The organism is Stenotrophomonas sp. (assembly GCF_032099025.1).
Classification (GTDB): Bacteria; Pseudomonadota; Gammaproteobacteria; order Xanthomonadales; family Xanthomonadaceae; genus Stenotrophomonas.
This window is the reverse complement of sequence record NZ_DAMCID010000007.1, coordinates 96,835-115,062: the sequence shown is the minus strand read 5'-3', so window position 1 is coordinate 115,062 and position 18,228 is coordinate 96,835. Positions and strand designations below refer to the sequence as shown.

At 67.0% G+C, this 18,228-nt stretch carries 12 protein-coding genes; 6 read left to right on the top strand and 6 right to left on the bottom strand.

Translation table 11 applies throughout. The annotated features are described in order from the left end of the window. Positions 1–70: 70 nt before the first annotated feature. Both RT456_RS07095 and RT456_RS07090 read right to left on the bottom strand, forming a co-directional pair. The gene (locus RT456_RS07095; protein WP_313344404.1) at positions 71–5,167 is read right to left on the bottom strand and encodes an autotransporter-associated beta strand repeat-containing protein; all 5,097 of its coding nucleotides are present in this window, start codon (positions 5,165–5,167) and stop codon (positions 71–73) included. Positions 5,168–5,293: 126 nt separating this feature from the next. Beyond that, positions 5,294–6,211, bottom strand: coding sequence for a helix-turn-helix domain-containing GNAT family N-acetyltransferase (locus RT456_RS07090; protein WP_313344402.1), 918 nt, complete (start codon positions 6,209–6,211; stop codon positions 5,294–5,296). 298 nt (positions 6,212–6,509) lie between these two features. Here RT456_RS07090 and RT456_RS07085 point away from each other — a divergent pair, with 298 nt between their 5' ends. Together RT456_RS07085 and RT456_RS07080 are read left to right on the top strand one after the other, a co-directional pair. Beyond that, positions 6,510–9,053: a TonB-dependent receptor gene (locus tag RT456_RS07085; protein ID WP_313344399.1), complete on the top strand. Its 2,544-nt coding sequence runs from the start codon at positions 6,510–6,512 to the stop codon at positions 9,051–9,053. Between the two features lie 247 nt (positions 9,054–9,300). Further along, a complete protein-coding gene (locus RT456_RS07080; RefSeq protein WP_313344397.1) occupies positions 9,301–12,117 on the top strand; it encodes a PAS domain-containing protein in 2,817 nt (938 codons plus the stop codon). 22 nt (positions 12,118–12,139) lie between these two features. Here RT456_RS07080 and arsC read toward each other — a convergent pair whose 3' ends face one another. Continuing rightward, positions 12,140–12,559, bottom strand: coding sequence for an arsenate reductase (glutaredoxin) (arsC, locus tag RT456_RS07075; protein WP_313344395.1), 420 nt, complete (start codon positions 12,557–12,559; stop codon positions 12,140–12,142). Next, positions 12,556–13,296, bottom strand: a complete 741-nt coding sequence (arsH, locus tag RT456_RS07070) for an arsenical resistance protein ArsH (protein ID WP_313344393.1) — start codon at positions 13,294–13,296, stop codon at positions 12,556–12,558. Before arsH ends, arsC begins: the two co-directional genes overlap by 4 nt. A gap of 39 nt (positions 13,297–13,335) precedes the next feature. On the opposite strand from arsH, the gene RT456_RS07065 reads away from it, so the two are divergent. Together RT456_RS07065 and arsB are read left to right on the top strand one after the other, a co-directional pair. Beyond that, positions 13,336–13,647, top strand: coding sequence for a metalloregulator ArsR/SmtB family transcription factor (locus RT456_RS07065; protein WP_313344390.1), 312 nt, complete (start codon positions 13,336–13,338; stop codon positions 13,645–13,647). A gap of 19 nt (positions 13,648–13,666) precedes the next feature. Beyond that, on the top strand, positions 13,667–14,725 hold the full coding sequence (gene arsB, locus RT456_RS07060) for an ACR3 family arsenite efflux transporter (protein WP_313344525.1): 1,059 nt from the start codon (positions 13,667–13,669) through the stop codon (positions 14,723–14,725). An 85-nt stretch (positions 14,726–14,810) separates the two neighbouring features. Here the strand turns inward: arsB and RT456_RS07055 are convergent, their stop codons facing one another. Beyond that, a complete protein-coding gene (locus RT456_RS07055; RefSeq protein ID WP_313344388.1) occupies positions 14,811–15,188 on the bottom strand; it encodes a hypothetical protein in 378 nt (125 codons plus the stop codon). Between the two features lie 97 nt (positions 15,189–15,285). After that, complete coding sequence (locus RT456_RS07050; protein ID WP_313344386.1) at positions 15,286–16,179, bottom strand: LysR family transcriptional regulator; 894 nt, start codon at positions 16,177–16,179, stop codon at positions 15,286–15,288. A gap of 157 nt (positions 16,180–16,336) precedes the next feature. Here RT456_RS07050 and RT456_RS07045 point away from each other — a divergent pair, with 157 nt between their 5' ends. Next, on the top strand, positions 16,337–16,990 hold the full coding sequence (locus tag RT456_RS07045) for a hydrolase (protein WP_313344383.1): 654 nt from the start codon (positions 16,337–16,339) through the stop codon (positions 16,988–16,990). A 186-nt stretch (positions 16,991–17,176) separates the two neighbouring features. Continuing rightward, positions 17,177–18,193, top strand: a complete 1,017-nt coding sequence (locus tag RT456_RS07040) for a helix-turn-helix transcriptional regulator (RefSeq protein WP_313344380.1) — start codon at positions 17,177–17,179, stop codon at positions 18,191–18,193. Positions 18,194–18,228: the final 35 nt, after the last annotated feature.

The window sequence follows — 18,228 nt, the reverse complement described above, 5'->3', positions numbered from 1 at the left end:
TACCCCCTGGCATCGCGACGGCTGAATGAGCGCATGCACCCGTCGCAGGTCCATGCGCGCCGCCTGCACCTCAGAAGGCTGCCCGCACCGTTATCTGCGCGCCCTGGTCCTGCACACCCGAACCGAACCGGCCCTGATAGTCCGCCTTCAGTTCGACCGCCGGCGTGAGCTGCGTACGGAAGCCGAATTCGGCTACGCCCGCATTGCGCGCCAGCGGCATGCCGCTGATGTCGAATGCATCACCGCCCGCCGCGAACCGCTGCGTCAGCCCGGCATCGGTGTCACCCCACACGTGCTGGTAGCCAACGTTGAGCACCAGCGCGGTGTTGAAGCGCGAGTCCAGGTGCCAGTGCGTGCGCAGGCCTGCCGTACCGATATCCAGCGCGCGGGTCTGCGCCTCACCGGCAAGCGCGGCATCGCCGCCCTGTTCGGCGAACGCATCCTGGTCGAGCTCTGCACGCGCGTAGTTCAGATAGGGCTCCAGCCGCAGGCGGCCGATGTCACTGCCATGTGCGACTTCGACGAAGCCCTGCCACAGGTCAGCATCGTCGTGCGACTTCAACGTCTGGTTGCCGCCCACGGTGCCGGTGCTGCGGGTGAACCGGCTGTCGCTGCGTCCGGCTGACAGGCCGCTGCGCACGACCCACTGGCCAAACGTGCCACCCGCATACAGACCGGCGTACGTGCTGTTGGTCTTCGCATCCGATCTGCGCGCGCCCACCTCCAGCGTGCTGCGTGCCTGGCCCACCGCCACGCCCAGCACCACCTGGTTGTCCAGGGTCAGGTCGCTACCCGCCATCCAGCCGGTGCCCTGCTGGCGCGAACGGGCCGTGTTGCCGTTGTCATCCGTGTGCCCGCGGTGGCCCCACGCAGACGCCCACGCGTGGACGCCACTGCCCTCTGCCGCAGCGTCTGCCGGCTGCCCACTGACCAGTCGATCGGCCAGGGTGCGGCGCACCCGTGCGGCATCGTCAAACAGCGACACCTGCGCGCTGGCGCGCACCTCGCCGGAATAGGCCTCGAAGGCCTGCCGTGCCGAATCACCATCGAGCGTCAGCACCCGCGCATACAGCGGCCCGCTGCCCACGCTTTCAAGCGCGGCGGCCGTGCTGCGCTGGTTGTCGGTCTGCCCGACCGACGGGAAACTCGCCTCGTTGCGGGCCAATGACAGCGTCACGGCGGTGGGCGCGTACTCCAGGGTCGGGGTCAGGAAGGCCAGGTTGCTGCTGACCGCGTTGAACTGCCCGCTGATGCCGCCCTGCGAGGTCAGGATGGTGTAGCGCGTCAGCGGATTCCAGCGCGCGCCGTCGGCCAGCCCCAGCACCGAGCCGCCCAGGATCGTGGTGCGCCCGTCCACAGCCAGCAGATCATGCCCGCCGTCGGCATCTACCTCGACCTGGTAGCGCGCCGATGCCTGGAAGGTTGCGTTGCCGCTCACGTGCAGCGTGCCGATGGAATTGCCCGGTGCGAGCGTGCCGTACAGATCCAGGACGCCCACGCGGCCAATGCCCTTGAGCAGGGCGTCCTCACGGACGATCACCGCTCCGTTGATGGCTGCCCCGCCGAAGCCGGCGTCACCCATCACCAGCGTGCCCTGCTGCACGTCCGTGCGGCCGCTGAAGGTCTGCGCCTGGCGCACCACCAGCGCGCCGGCGCCGGTCTTGACCAGGCTGCCGGATCCGCTCAGCGCGGCAGAGAGCAGGCCGTCCCCGGCCTGGTCGATCACCAGCCGTGCATTGTTCTGGATGTCACCCTGGAAGGCAGCCGCGCTGCCCTGCAGCGTGCCCGCTTCGATCACGGTGCCACCGCTGTAGGTGTTGGCGCCGGACAGCACTACGCTGCCGGTGCCGCGCTTGGTCAGGCTGCCGCTGCCGGAGATGTTGGCGGCAAGGCTGCCATCGATGTCCTGCGCCACCAGCACGGCGGCGTTGTTGACGATGTCGCCCTGCAGGCTGGCGGTGCTGCCCTGCAAGGCACCTTCGGCCACCAGCGTACCGCCCGTGTAGCTATTGGCACCCTGCAGCGTGAGCGTGCCCTGCCCCTGCTTGGTCAGCGTGCCGCTGCCGGACATCGCACCGGCGTACACCCCGTCGGCGGCCTGCTCGAACACGACGCGCGCATGGTTGGTGATGGCACCGGACAGGCTGCCGCTGTTGCCCAGCAGTGTGCCCTGCTGCACCGTCGTACCGCCCTGGTAGCTGTTGCTGCCTTGCAGTTCCAGGGTGCCTGCACCCGCCTTGAGCAGTGCCCCGCTACCGGTGAGCGACTGGCCGACTACCAGCGTGTGCGCCGCCTCGGCCACGTCGAAGCCACCGCCGACACTGCCGAGCTGTATGCCGCGTGCCAACGTGCCTACCGCGTTGCCGGTGACCTGCAGCACGCCGCCGTCCAGCACCAGGGTGGACGACAGGGCGCCCAGGGACGCCTCCGCTGCAACAGAGAGCGTGCCGCCGCTGATGCGGGTGTCGCCCGTCCACGTGTTCACGCCGTTGAGCACCAGCGTGCCGAGGTCGGTCTTGTCCAGGCCCGCTGTTCCGCTGAGCACGGCATCGATGGTGGTCGTATAGGCGGCGCCAGCGGCACTGCCATCGCCCACGCGGATGACCGGTGCGGCGCCCTGCGGGTCGGCCAGCAGGGTCAGCGCATCGCCGTTGAGGCGGTAGCCGTCGCTGGCGAACTGCAGTCCGTAGGCCGTCACCGCGCCGCCGGTGTTGTCTACCGTGACCACGCCCGGTGCGCCCGCAAAGATGGCGGTGCCCGGCATGGGCGTCATCGCCGAGGTGATGGCGCCGGTGGCGTCGGTCCAGCTCGGCGCGCTGGTTGACCACACACCGCTGCCGCCACCGGCCGTGATGGGCGATGCCTGGCCGTTGGCATTCCAGAACTGCAGCGTGCTGTTGCCGGTGGCGAGCAGGTTGATCTGCCCGGCACCGCTGAGGTACTGCAGCGCATAGCTGTTACCGGCGGGCACCTGGCCGAACGTGATCCCGCCATTGCTGAGCGTGAGGGCGCCACCGTAGCTGAAGAGCCGGTACAGCCCCGCGCCGAAGCCACCGTCGTCGCTGATGGTGAGCACCGCGCCGTTGAGGCTGAGCGCGCCACCCACCACCACGCTGTCGCCCTGCCCCACCGCCCCGAACGGATTGCCGGATGCCGGGCTGCCGAATTCGAAGTCGAGCACCGCGCCTTGGTCAAGCTGCAGATCGCCTGCAACGTGCAGGGTGCCGATGCTGTTGCCGGGCGAGAGCGTTGCGCCCTGCGCGATGACCACATTGCCCAGCAGCGTGCCATGGCCGGCCAGCGCCGCGCCTGCCGCCACCTGCACGACGCCGCCCAGCTGCGCGGCAGCATCTGCGGCAGCGCCTCCAATGACCAGGCGACCATCGACCACCTCGGTCACCCCGGCAAAGGTGCCGCTGGTGCCATTGAAGATCAGCGCACCGCTGCCGTCTTTCAGCACCCGCCCGCTGCCGGACAACGTGCCCGCGTAGGTGCCTGTGCCTGCCTGGTCGAACACAACCGTTGATGAAGCCCCCACCGCGATGGCGCCGCGCAGCGAAGCTGCGTCACCCAGAACGGTGCCCGCCTGCACGTTGATGCCTCCCGCGAAGGTGCTCGGCCCGTTGAGGTACAGGGCGCCGGTGCCTGTCTTGGTCAGCTGGCCAGGCCCGGACAGCGCGCCATTGAGATGAACGTCCGCCGGCCCGCCGAGCGAGGCGTTGCCTGAAAGTACGACGGCGTTGGCCAGATTCAGCGGCACGTAGGCCAGCAACGCGCCTGACGCCAGCGAAAGGGTGCCACTGCCCAGGGCATTGGGCGCCGTCACCGCCACGGTGCCGGCGTTGACAGTGACGCCACCGAAGGCGTTGTTGACGCCGGAAAGCGTGAGGGTTCCCACGCCCTGCTTGATCACTCCGCCAACGCCGGTGAAGGTACCTGCGAGGGTCAGGTTGCTGCTGCCGCCGATGGTGAGGTTGCCGGCGCCCAGCACGATGCCACTGGCCAGGGTCAGGCCATTCGCACCTGCTTCGAGCATGCCACCGTCGGCGGTGACGGTGTTTCCCAGCAGCCACGGATTGGTGAACTGCAGCGCTCCGCCATTCAACGTCGTCGCAACGAAGGGATTGCTGCCCGACAGCGCCCAGGTGCCGCTGTTGACGCGCAGCGAGGTGAAATTGAGGTACTGGTCCGTATTGAGCGCACCGTTGCCGGACGTGCCACTACCGGTCCATGTCGCGGCGTTCTGCAGCAGCAGCGTGTTGATGCCAGCGGCACCGCCATCGACGTAACCGGTGGGCGCGAAGTTCATCGTGCCGCCCGGCCCGGTCAGTCGTTGCCCCAGCCCGGCCGCGCCGTTGACGGTGCTGCCGGTCACCGCGGTGAAGCTGTTGCTGCCGAGATCCCCGAGTGAGACGCTGCCGTTGATCGTGCCGGCATTGACGAACGTATTGCCGCTCCCCGAGCGCTCGAATCCAACGCGCCCATTGATGGTGCCGGTGTTGATGGCGTTGACGGCGCCGCCCCCGGTGACCGCGATCACCGGGGCATCCGATGTCAGGGTCGACAGGGCCAGCAACGAGCGCGAGCTGATGGTGCCCTGGTTGTCGATCGTCACGGTGCCGCCGCTGCTGCTGCGCAGGTCCAGTGCCATGCCATCGAAGCTGGACAGCGTTGCGCCGAGCAGTCCGCCGGTGCCGTAGATCGAACCGAAGACCAGGTTGTTGACCGCGACCAGCGTGGACGACGCGTTGCCGAGCTGCACCCCTGTCGACGGGGCGGTGAGCAGCCCCAGGGCCGACGGGTCGATCGTGCCGGCGTTGTTGAGCGTGCCGTTGGTGCCGCTGAGGCTGAGCGCAGTACCGCCCAGCTGACCGGCGGTCATCTGGGTCCCCGCGGCCACGTTCACGGTCAGGTTGTTGGCCGCACTGGAAAAGCTGTTGCTGGTGATCGGCAGGCCGGTGCAGGTGACCACGGCGCCCGCCGCCGGTAGCGCCGGCGTGCATGCACCCCAGGCAAGTGCCGGTGCAGCGCCCGCCGTCAGCAGCACGGTCAGGCGCAGTACGCCGCGCCGCGCGGAACCGCCCTTGCGGCGCTTGCGCGCCCGTTCATGCGTGACCACCCAGGCGCCGAGCGCCACGTTCCAGACCAGCGCGAATGCACGGTTCATCCCACTTCCCTATGAAGGCGAGGGCCAATGCACGCAGGAAGCGACCCGCCCGGCAGCACGCGGGCATGGCGGGGCTGGCGCCCCCTGTCGCCTCCCCTACGCAGAGCATACGGCCTGCAGCGCCCGCTACAGAACCTTCGCCCACAGCTGCGAGACCTGCGGCTTGCCGAACAGATGCTCCTGCTGCTCGGTCAGCAGTTCAAAGCCACTCCTGGCATACAGATTGCATGCGTCGGTCAGCACCGCGTTGGTCCACAGCACCATGCGCTTGTAGCCCACCGCGCGCGCGAACGCGATGGCTTCGTCCACCAGCCGCTGGCCGATGCCCAGCCCGCGCGTGCTGGCGTCCACGTAGAGCAGCCGCAGCTTGGCGGTCTGCGCATCGTGGCGGACCACGAAGATGGAGCCCACCGCCGCACCGTCGTGCTCGGCGATCCAGCAGCGCTCGGTCTGCGGGTCGTGCTCGCGCACGTAGCGCGCGACGATGTCGGCCACCAGCGCTTCGAACTCTGCATTCCAGCCATATTCGCGCGCGTACAGCGCGCCGTGCCGGTGCACGATCCAGCCCATGTCGCCGGGCCGCGGGTCACGCAGTACAAAGCCGCTGCCCGCGCCGTCCAGCAACGCCTGGATCTGCCGCATGGACTCCACCAGCTGCTGGCGCCCGCCGTCGGTGAGGGCCCCGATCATCTCGCCCACGCTCTGGCTCGCGGCGCGGTCCAGGTCCTGGACGACCGCGCGCCCGGCATCGGTCAGGCCGAGCACACTGGCGCGTGCGTCCGCCATCGAGGGCTGCCGGCTCACCCGTCCGCGCGCTTCCAGTCCGCCCAACAGCCGGCTGACATAGCCCGCGTTGAGTCCCAGCAGCCGGCACAGGTCCGCGGCCGTCACCCCCCGACGGTCGGCAAGTTCAAACAGCACCCGTACTTCGGTGAGCGCCAGGTCGCTGCACAGCAGCGCCTCGTCCAGTACGCCGAGGCGACCGGTGTAGAAGCGGTTGAATGCGCGGACATGCGCGATATCGGAGGCGGTTGGCTCGGCCATGGCGGTGTCACGTATGTGCTTATGGCAAGTATTGATTGCCTATAACAACCATACAAGCCCTTTATGTGACCTGTTTCGCAGCGCATATCGTGAAAACGAAAGATTCGTTGCAGTACGGTTTACGTTCTGTTAATTCTTTGTGCAGCGCGTCAGGGGGATACCGAAGCGCAGGGAGAACCAACTGGATGAACACCTAACCGAACGACAACTCAGACTCTGACTGCAAGGTGCATGCATGAACTACGGCATAGGCAAGTGTGTTCACGCTCCAACCGCATTTTCGCCATTGGCCTCTGCAGTGAAGGTGGCCCTGGCCACTGCACTGCTGGTCACCAGTTCCGTCGCAGTCGCCCAGGACAGCAGCCCGCCGGGCAGCGCCGAGACCTCCACCCTGGACACGGTGTCGGTGCTGGGCAGCCGCACCAAGCCGCGTACCGTGTCGTCGTCGGCGGTGCCGATCGACATCATCAGCGGTGAGGAATTCCGCAACCAGGGCGCCACCGATGCGCTGGACCAGCTCAAGGTGCTGGTCCCCTCGTTCAACGTCAGCACCATTCCCATCGACGATGCCGCCAGCCTGATCCGCCCGGCCAACCTGCGCGGCCTGCCGCCGGACAACACCCTGCTGCTGGTCAACGGCAAGCGCTTCCACCGCGCGGCGGTGATCACCTTCCTCGGCCACGGGCTGTCCGATGGCGCGCAGGGACCCGATCTGTCGGTATTCCCGTCGCTGGCCCTGGAGCAGGTGGACGTGTTGCGCGACGGCGCGGCAGCCCAGTACGGCTCGGATGCCATCGCCGGCGTGATCAACTTCGGCCTGAAGAAGCTGCGCGAAGGTGGCACCGCCGAAGCCTTCGTCGGCCAGTTCTATGAAGGCGACGGACTCACCACGCAGTACTCGGCACAGATCGGTTTGCCGCTGACCGAGCGCGGCTTCGCCACCTTGACCGCCGAGTGGCGCAACGCCGATGACACCTCGCGCAGCGTGCAGCGCGACGACGCCGCCGCGGCCATCGCCGCCGGCTACCCGGGCGTGGGCCAGCCCGCGCAGGTCTGGGGCTCGCCCAAGGTCGACGACGACCTCAAGCTGGTCGCCAACCTGGGCCTGACCACCGACAGCGTGGACTTCTACCTGTTCGGCAACTACGCCAAGCGCGACGTCGACGGTGGCTTCTACTTCCGCGATCCCACCGCCCGCTCGGGCGTGTATTCCAATGACGGCGGCGAGACCCTGCTGGTGGGCAACCTCACCGGCGCCGGGGGCTGCCCGACCATTCCGCTGCGTGACGGCGGTGGCACCCTGCTGCCGTACACCACAGTGAGCGGGGCGGTGGCCGCGCTGCCGGCCAACTGCTACACCTTCCTGTCCAGCCTGCCGGGCGGCTTCACCCCGCGCTTCGGCGGCAAGCTGGAAGACGCGTCTGTGTTCGCCGGCGCCAAGGGCAACCTGGGCGAGTGGTACTGGGACGTGAGTGGTTCCTGGGGCCGCAACGATATCGAGTTCATCATCTACAACACGGTGAACGCCTCGCTCGGCCCGGCCCAGCCGGCCGGCCTGTACTTCCGTCCCGGTGGCAACACGCAGACCGAGAAGAGCGTCAACGTCGATGTGAGCCGCGACATCGCCACCAGCTTCACCAGCCAGCCGCTGCGCCTGGCGGCCGGTGCCGAGTGGCGTGAGGAGAGCTTCAAGATCAGCCCCGGCGATGGGCCGTCCACGGCCATCGGTCCACTCACCCAGCAAGGCTTCGCACTGGGCTCCAACGGCTTCAACGGCTTCAGTTCGCGTACTGCCGGCACGTTCGACCGGCGCAACTGGGCCGCCTATGCCGACCTGGAGGCGCAGGTGACCGAGCGCCTGCTGCTGGCCGGCGCACTGCGCTTTGAAGACTACGATTCGTTCGGCAGCACCACCAACGGCAAGGTCACCGCGCGCTTCGACTTCAACGAGCACTTCGCCCTGCGCGGTGCCTACAACACCGGCTTCCGCGCGCCGACCCCGGGCCAGGCCAACATCAGCCAGATCAGCACCGTGTTCGGCGGCACCGCACTGGAAGACATCGCCACCCTGCCGCCCACCAATCCCATTGCCCAGCTCAAGGGCGCGCAGCCGCTGACCCCGGAAGAGTCGAAGAACATTTCGTTCGGCGCGGTCTGGACCGAGGGCGATTACCTGCTCACCCTGGACGGCTACCAGATCAAGGTGGAAGACCGCATCGCGCTCAGCACCAGTTTCGCGGTCACCCCGGAAGAACGCGCCGCGCTGGTGGCTGGCGGCAACCCGGAAGCGGCATCGATCTCGCAGGTCACCTATTTCGGCAATGCGTTCGACACCACCACCACCGGCGTGGACCTGGTCACCAGCTACCGCAGCGATCACTTCGGTGGCACCACCACCTACTCGCTGGCGGCCAACTGGAACCGCACCAAGGTGGACCGGTTCAACCCGGACTTCATCGACGAGGCCCGCGTGTACAAGCTGGAGAAGTCGCTGCCCAAGACCAAGGGCTACTTCAGCATCAACCACCAGCGCCAGATCTTCCACGCCAACCTGCGCTTCAACTACTACAGCTCCTGGTACGAGGACCACCTGGACAGCGGGGTGATCTCGGCCGACGACGGCGGCCTGCCGATCTACGGTGGCAGCGCGTTGATCGTCGATGCCGAAGTGGGCTGGAAGTTCGACTCCGGGCTGTACTTCAGCCTGGGCGCGCAGAACCTGTTCGACCGCGTGCCGTCCGACAATCCGTGGGGTGGCGTGGCCGGTGCCCAGTACCCGGTGCACTCGCCGTACGGCTTCAACGGGGGCTTCTACTACGCCCGCGTGGGCTGGAAGTTCTAGGCAACAACGTTCCAGGCAACACAGTGGGGAAACAGGCGGCGGGCCCTCGGGGGGCCCGCCGTCTTTTTTTGTGCAGGCCCGGCATGCTCCACTGCACGTTCAGCCATGCGTCACGAGAATCCGAACGATTCAGCAACATCCAGTACCACGCGCCCTGCATCCCGCCCCGCACATACGCCACCGACACGGCTCGCGGCGATAATCGGCGTTGCCCTGCCCCGCCAGCCCCCACCACCGCGAGATCACCTTGAACCCATCGGATTCGCTAGACCCCCACGCCGAGCGCGACAGTGAACGCGTCAAGATGGCGCTGGCCGCCGGTGCGATCATCGGCACCTGGTTCTGGGACGTCGCCAAGGACAGCCTGACCATCGACGATGCGTTGGCGCGCTCGTTCGGGCTGGACCCGTCGGTGGGGCGCAGCGACCTTCGCCTGGACGAGGTGGTGACCGGTGTGCACCCGGACGACCGCGCCGGGCTGCAACGCGCCATCGACGATGCCGTACGAAGCGGAGGGCGCTATGCCCACCAGTTCCGTACCCGCGGCAGCGACGGCGAGTACCGCTGGATCGAGGCCATCGGCCGGGTCGATCTGGACGCCAGCGGCAAGGCCGTCGAATTTCCCGGTGTCCTGATCGACATCGACGACCGCCTTCGCATCCAGGCCGAGCGCGACCAGGCACAGACGCTGCTGCGTTCCTTCGTGGAGGCGGCGCCCGGGGTGGTGTATGCCAAGGACCGGCAGGGGCGGATCCTGATCGGCAACCGCGGCACCACCGAACTGATCGGCGTACCGCCCGAGGCCTACGTGGGCCGCACCGACGCCGAGCTGCTGCAGGACCCGGTGCAGGCGGCGGCGGTGATGGCCACCGACGAGCGCATCATGGCCACCGGCCAGGTCGAGCAGCTCGAAGAGGTCGTGAGCTTCCCCGATGGGCGCCGTGCCACCTGGCTGTCCACCAAGGCACCGCTGCGCGATGCGCAGGGAACCGTCGTGGGCCTGGTCGGCACCTCGCTGGACATCACCGACCGCAAGGCCGCCGAAGCGCGCCATGCCGAAGTGGAAGAACGCTACCGGCTGGCCGCCCGCGCCACCAACGATGCGATCTGGGACTGGCGCATCTTCGATGGTCATGTGATCTGGAACGAGGCATTGACCGCCCTGTTCGGACACACGCAGGTCGAGACCAGCGCGCGGTGGTGGCTGGATCACATCCACCCGGAGGAACGCGAACGCGTTGAAGCAGGCATCCATGCGGTCATCGAGGGCACTGACCTGTCCTGGTCCGACGAATACCGCTTCCTGCGCGCCGATGGCAGTTACGCCTCGGTGCTGGACCGCGGCACGGTCCTGCGCGGCACGGCAGGCGAACCGATCCGCATGATCGGCGCCATCCTTGATCTGTCCGGTCGCAAGGCGGCCGAAGCGGCCCTGGCCGAAAGCGAGGAACGCCTGCGCCTGGCTACCGAGGCAGGCGACATGGGCTTCTGGGATGTGGACTTCGTCCAGGATGTGCTGATCTGGCCGGCGCGGACCAAGGCGATGTTCGGCATGTCCTCCGACGCTGACGTGACCCTGGACGATTTCTATGCAGGGTTGCACCCCGATGATCGCGAGGCGACCAGCGCCGCGTTCGCCGCCGCCGCCGATCCGGTGCTGCGTGCCCTCTATGACGTGGAGTACCGCACCATCGGCAAGGAAGATGGTGTCGTGCGCTGGGTGGCCGCGAAGGGCCGTGGCCTGTTCGAGGGCGATCGCTGCGTGCGCGTCCTCGGCGTGGCCATCGACGTCACCGCCCGCAAGGCGGCCGATGCACGCCTGCAGGAATTGAACGAGCGCCTGGAAAGCCGCGTGCTCGAAGAAGTCGCCGAGCGCTCGCGCGTTGAAGATGCGCTGCGCCAGAGCCAGAAGATGGAAGCCGTGGGCCAGCTCACCGGCGGCATCGCGCACGACTTCAACAACATGCTCACCACCGTGATCGGGCCACTGGACCTGCTGGAAACGCGGCTGGGCGACAGCGACCCGCGCACGAAGCGCTACATCCAGATGGCGCTGGACGGCGCACAACGCGCCGCGCTGCTCACCCAGCGGCTGCTGGCCTTTTCCCGCCGCCAGCCGCTGCAGCCGGTACCGGTGGACGCCAACCGCCTGGTGGCCGGCATGTCCGACCTGCTCACGCATTCGCTGGGCGGCAGCGTGCGCCTGCAGACCGCACTGGCCGACGGTCTGTGGTGGACGTACGCCGATGCGAACCAGCTGGAGAACGTGATTCTCAACCTGGCGGTGAACTCACGCGACGCCATGCCCGGCGGCGGCCGGCTTGCAGTGCAGACCACCAACTGCCAGGTCGATCCACGCACCGCCGACGCGCACCCCGGCGTCCCCGCCGGGCAGTACGTCCTCATCGCCGTGGCGGACACTGGCACCGGCATGACCCCGGACGTCATGGCCAAGGCATTCGAGCCTTTCTTCACCACCAAGCAGGTCGGGCAAGGCACCGGGCTCGGGCTCTCGCAGGTGTATGGCTTCGTCAAACAGTCGTCCGGCCATGTGAAGCTGCATTCGGAGGTCGGTAAAGGCACTACGGTGAACCTCTATCTTCCCCGTCATACCGCCGGCCTGGATGCGGTGGGAAGCGAGGATCCGCGCACCACGCCGGCCAGTCCCGGCCAGGGTCGCGAGCGGATCCTGGTGGTGGAGGACGAACCGGCGGTGCGCCAGTTCTCCGTCGACGTGCTGACCGAGCTGGGCTACCCGGTGCTTGCCGCCGATGGTGCCGCCGCCGCTCTGGCCCTGCTGGATGCGCATCCCGATGTCGCGCTGCTGTTCACCGACGTGGTCATGCCCGAGGTCAATGGCCGGCAGCTGGCCGACCAGGCGCTCCAACGGCGCCCGGACCTGAAAGTGCTGTTCACCAGCGGCTACAGCCGCAATGCGCTGGAAAGCGACGGCGTGCTGGACCCGGGTGTACAGCTGCTCGCCAAGCCCTTCACCGTGGAAGCGCTGGCAACCCGGATACGCGGGATGCTGGCGGATGCTGCATGGCCCAACGCCGCACCATAGGGCGGACGGCGGCCATGGCGGGTCAGCGCACCCGGTTGCCGGCCGGGTCGATCACCACTTCACCGTCTTCCTTGGTGAAGGGCGCGCTCACTGCGGGAAGAATCTCCAGCACCTGCTCGGACGGGCGGCACAGGCGGGTGCCGAGATCGGTCTGCACGAACGGGCGGTTGATCAGGATCGGATTGGCCAGCATCGCGTCCAGCAGTGCATCGTCGCTGAGCGTGGCGTCGTCCAGACCCAGCGCGAGGTACGCGGGCTCCTTCGCCCGGATGGCATCGCGCACGCTCAATCCGGCTGCTGAAATGAGTGCCGCCAGCTGGGCGCGCGTGGGCGGGTTGGCCAGGTAGTCGATCACCTCCGGCTCGATGCCCGCATGGCGGATCAGTGCAAGCGTGTTGCGCGAGGTGCCGCATTTCGGGTTGTGGTAGATCACGGCGTTCATGCACTTTCCTTCTGCGTAACAGTTGCTTCCACGACACCGGCCGCGGCGGCGAGCGCCGCAGCCTCAACCGCGCCCTTTCGTTCGCTGTAGCGGTCCACCAGGTACTCACTGCGTCCTCGCACCAACAGGGTGAACTTGACCAGTTCCTCCATGACGTCCACAACACGATCGTAGTACGGCGAGGGCTTCATACGCCCATCTTCGTCGAATTCCTGCCAGGCTTTCGGCACCGACGACTGGTTGGGGATGGTCACCATGCGCATCCACCGCCCCAGCACACGCAGCGCGTTGACTACATTGAAGGACTGCGAACCGCCGCTGACCTGCATCACTGCGAGCGTGCGTCCTTGGGTCGGTCGTACGCTCCCTTCCTCCAAGGGCAGCCAGTCGACCTGGTTCTTGAACACCGCCGTCAGCGTGCCGTGGCGCTCCGGACTGATCCACACGTGCCCCTCCGACCAGAGTGAGGCCTGACGCAGCTCCTGCACCTTGGGGTGCGTGGCCGCTACCGAGTCGAGCATGGGCAGTGCATGGGGGTCGAACAACCGCGTCTCCGCGCCGAGGTGCTCAAGTATCCGCTGCGCCTCCAGCGCCAGCTTCCGGCTGAAGGACTGAGGACGCAGGGAGCCGTACAGGATCAGAATCCTCGGGCGGTGCTGCGGAGCGGCCGCCGTTTCAAGCATGGCCGTCGAGGGAACGTCCACGGCGTCAGGGCTCAGGTTGGGATTCTCGTGCATGTACTTGTCCTGCGACTTTCGTTCCACTATTCTAGAATCATGGAACATTCAAATGCAACGCAGGCGCTTGCTGCGCTTGGCCAGGCCACCCGGCTCTCCATTTTTCGTCTCCTGGTCCAGGCTGGATCGGGCGGCAAGCTCGCAGGCGACATTGCACACGCGCTGGTGTTGCCTGGCGCCACCTTGTCCTTTCACCTGAAGGAATTGCTGGCCGCAGGCCTGATTACCGCCGAGCAACGCGGCCGCACCATCTGCTACCGGGCCGAGTACCGTGCCATGAACGCGCTGCTGGCCTATCTGACCGAAAACTGCTGCGCTGAGGATCAGGCCTGTGATCGCCCCGGCTGCTGATCGCCCACCGGCGACTCCCGTGGCGGCGAAATCTCCACGCCTGTCCTTCCTGGACCGCTACCTCACGCTGTGGATCTTCGCCGCAATGGCTCTCGGTGTGGGCCTGGGCGCGGCATTCGATGCAATCCCCGTGGCACTGGAGGGAATGTCCATCGGCACCACCAACATTCCCATCGGCATTGGTCTCATCCTGATGATGTATCCGCCGCTGGCCAAGGTGAAGTACGAAGCCCTGCCCAAGGTATTCGCCGACAAGAGAGTGCTGGCGCTCTCCCTGGTGCAGAACTGGGTCATCGGGCCGTTCCTGATGTTCGGCCTGGCCGCCCTGTTTCTGCACGATCATCCGGACTACATGACCGGCCTGATCCTGGTCGGCTTGGCGCGTTGCATTGCGATGGTGCTCGTATGGAACCAGCTGGCACGCGGCGACAGCGAGTATGTGGCGGCATTGGTGGCATTCAATTCAGTCTTCCAGATCGCTCTGTTCAGTGTCTATGCCTGGTTCTTCCTTTCCTGGCTGCCGCCCGTGTTCGGGCTTCAAAGCAGTGTCGTCGACGTGAGCTTCGCTCGCATCGCCGAGGCGGTGCTCATCTACCTGGGTATTCCGTTCGCAGCCGGGGCTGCCACCCGGCGCTGGTTGAAGGCGCGCAAGGGTGAGCGATGGTACGAAGAGCGCTTCCTGCCATCCATCAGCCCGATCACCTTGGTGGCGTTGCTGTTCACGATCGTGGCGATGTTCAGTCTGAAGGGCGCGGATGTGCTGCGCATCCCGCTCGACGCGGTTCGCGTCGCCATTCCGCTCGCGCTCTACTTCTTCATCCAGTTCGGGCTCAGCTTCTGGATGGGAAGGCTTGTCGCCAAGGACTACCCCCGTACCACCGCCATCGCCTTCACTGCTGCAGGCAACAACTTCGAACTGGCCATCGCCGTCGCCATCGCTGCATTCGGCTTAGCCTCGCCAGTGGCATTTGCCGCTGTCATCGGCCCGCTGGTGGAAGTACCTGTGCTGATTCTTCTTGTGCATGTGGCGCTTGGATTGGGCAGGCGCTGGTTTACCGCGCCTGCACCGGGGCGCTGAGGCCGCGCGGGCAGGACGAGCTCGGCCTGCACGAATCGATCACGGCATTCCTGTTCGGTGGTACGGGCGCTGCGCGCACCCCTGCTCAATAGCATATCTGGCCATCCTCGAAATGGCCGGTGTAGACCACCGGCAATCCGCAGCGCAGCGGATGCTTCCGCCGGTCTTCGCCACGGTCCCGCAGTACGAGGAAGGTCGCGTAGCTGCGGCCATCCACCACGAAACACGGGCGGAAGACCCGGTCCGGCGCCGCCAGCTGGAAGGCCCCTGCTGCGTTGGTGACCGCCGCCAGCTCACTGCCCTGCCTGCAATCGCGCGCATCCAGGTCGGTTGATATCCAGACCTGCACACCGGCGCGCGGAACGCCCTCCACCGTAAAGGTCCCCTCCATCATCGATTGGGGAGACGGCGCGCAGCCCACGATGGCCGCGCACAGGGCACACAGAAGCAACGCCTTCGCCACCATCAGTTTCCTCTGTTCAATGGAGTGCCGTCTCGCTGCAGCGCACACCTATCTGGACGGGATCAGGAACGGGCGCTGCAACAAACGACTGCCGATCCTAGCCGGTCGCCGTGGGCGGTGTCGGCCCCTGGTCGAAACAGTCGATCAGCAACTCGGTCAGTGCCCGCACCTTCAGCGATGGATGCGGGCCCGGTGGCCGGATGACATAGATGCCGGCCGGCGGTGGCGGATAGCGCGGCATCACGTGGACCAGTTCACCCGCTTCCAGATGCGGCTGGGTGAGACCGTCCGGAAGCCAGGCGATGCCAAGCCCCGAGAGGGCCGCCGCCAGCAGCGCTGTGCCGTTGTCGGCCTTGAAGCGTCCTCGTGGATGCATCGTGACCACGGCGTCGCCATCCATGAACTGCCATGGCTCGGTTCCCTGCATCAGTGCCTCGTGAGCGGGCAACTCATCCGGGGTCTCGGGCGACCCATGCGCGTTCACATAGTCCGGGCTGGCGACAAGCCTTCCGTAGAGCGGCCCCACGCAGCGTGCCACCAGGTTCGAGTCCTGCAGATAGCCAACGCGCACGGCGCAGTCGAAGCCCTCTGCGACCAGATCGACGAAGCGGTCGCTGTAGGCGGCATGCACATGCAGCTGCGGGTGGCGCCGTGCCATCTGGGCGAAGACCGCGGCAAAGTGCGTGGGCCCGAACGTCAGCGGCGCCGCGATCCGTAAACGGCCGCGCAGGTCACCGTTGGGCAGGATGGCCTCGCGGGCGGCGTCCATCTCCGCGCACGCGCGGGCGGCGTGTTCGCGAAACGTGGCCCCGGCTTCGGTGAGCGCCGCCCCGCGCGTGGTGCGTGCAAGCAGCTGCACGCCCAGCGCCGCTTCGAGCCGGGCAAGCCGGCGGCTGACGATGGACTTGGCCACGCCCAGCCGGCGCGCTGCAGGCGAAACACCCCCGGCGTCGGCCACTTCCACGAACGTGCGCAGGTCTTCGATATCCATTCTGGCCTCCCGGTACGTGGCACAGCCTGACACAGCCGCGGCCAGTTCAGCGTTCCGCATTCTGCGACACAGCATGGCGCGCGGCGCGGCTACCGCCGTACCGGGTGCGATGACAAGGTCTGTCTTCGCCTCACTCCACCCCACCCAGGATGAATTCATGACATTCCGTAACGGTCTTGACTCGCTGCTTCGCCCCGAAGATTCCGTGCTTGTCCTCATCGACCACCAGCCCTACCAGCTCACCAACCTCAACAGCCACGATCCGCAGACCGTGGTGAACAACGCCACCGCACTGGCCAAGATCGCCAAGGCCTTCAATGTGCCTACCATCCTCACCAGCGTCATCGCCGAGCGCGGCGGCCTCATTTTCCCGCACATCACCGATGTGTTCCCCGGCCAGGAGGTCATCGACCGCACCTTCATCAACACCTGGGAAGACAAGAAGGTGGTGGACGTGGTGAAAGCCACCGGCCGCAAGCAGCTCATCATCGCCGGCCTGTGGACCGAGATCTGCGTGGCCATGCCGGTCATCCAGGCGCTGGGCGAAGGCTGGGACGTCACCGTCATCACCGATGCCTGCGGCGCCGTGTCGGTGGAAGCGCACCAGGTGGCCATCCAGCGCATGATCGCGGCCGGCGCGAACGTGATGACCTGGCTCGCCCTTGCCGGCGAATGGCAGCGTGACTGGGCCCGCATGGAGCACGTGGCTGAGGTGACGGAGGTGTTCAAGCAGCACGCCGCCGGCAGCGGCATTGCCTACCTGTGGGAGCAGCAGCTGCTCAATACGCCGGTACCTGCGCCCGCTGCCTGAGCCTGCTTGAACACCGCTGTGTGGGCGTACGTCGCCCGCACAGCGTGCAGTGGCGCAGCGCCGCTGTCCCGGCGCATGGCCCGGGACAGCCGAACCACTCTGGTGGCCAGATCGGGCACGTGGGTGCATTTGCCGCATGCCAGATGCAAGAATGGCCGCAGCGCCAAGTGTTTCGATGGATCGACCATGCTGAGCCAGCATCTCCTGTTCTTCTTTGCCATGCTCGGCGCCTTCAATGGCATCGGGCTGGCGTCGTTTCTCTGGTGGCGGGCCAGCGGCACGCCCTCGCTGCGTTGGCTGTCGCTGCTCATCCTGGCCGTGGGCCTACGCACGGGAAAATCCGTGGCGTTCTATTTCTGGCCCGACATCCCCCTGATCGTCCTCCAGCTGGGCCTGACCGCCTGCTTCCTGATCGGCCCCTGCCTGTTCTTCCTGGTGCGTTCCTGCCAGAGCCATACGCCCGGCCCCAGCCGCGTGGACCGCTGGCATATCGCCGCGTTGCTGGCGATTGTCATCGGCGTCAATGTATTCCTGCCCTACACCGGGCACCCCGACCTGTGGCGGCACGTGATCACCCCGGGCATCAACCATGCCTGGCTGGTCTACCTGGTCCTGGCCACTGCCCTGCTGTACCGCCATCGCGCCCGGCTGGTCGGCGCGCCCACCGGCCGGTTGCTGCTGGGCGTGCTGGTGGGGGTGTGGATCATCTGGACCGCGTACTTCACCGCCGGCTACACCTCTTACATCGTGGGCGCGCTGTCCTTCACCTTCATCCTCGCGCTGAGCGTGCTGGTTTACCTGCGCCAACGGTCTGGCCAGGCCACGGTTGAGCCCTACCAGGACCGCCGGATTCCCGAGACTGAGGCGGCCACCCAGCTGCAGGCGCTGGCCGACCTGATGGCGCAGGAGCGGTTGCACCTTGACCCCGGGTTGACCCTGCCCCGGGTGGCCCGCCGGCTGGGCATGCCGCAGACCCGGCTGTCGCAGCTGCTCAACGACAACAACCAGACCTCGTTCAAGCAGTACCTGGCGCAACTGCGGGTGGTGGAAGCCAGGACGTTGCTGCGGCAGGTGCCGCCCAAGCCGCTCGAGGTCGTGGCCGAGCAGGCCGGCTTCCAGTCGATGTCCACCTTCTACAGTGCCTTCAAGAAGCACGAGGGCATTACCCCGGCCGCGTTCCGCGCCGCCGCAGCGAACTCCTAGAATCGATTCCAGCAGTCCGGGAATGGCTTCCAACA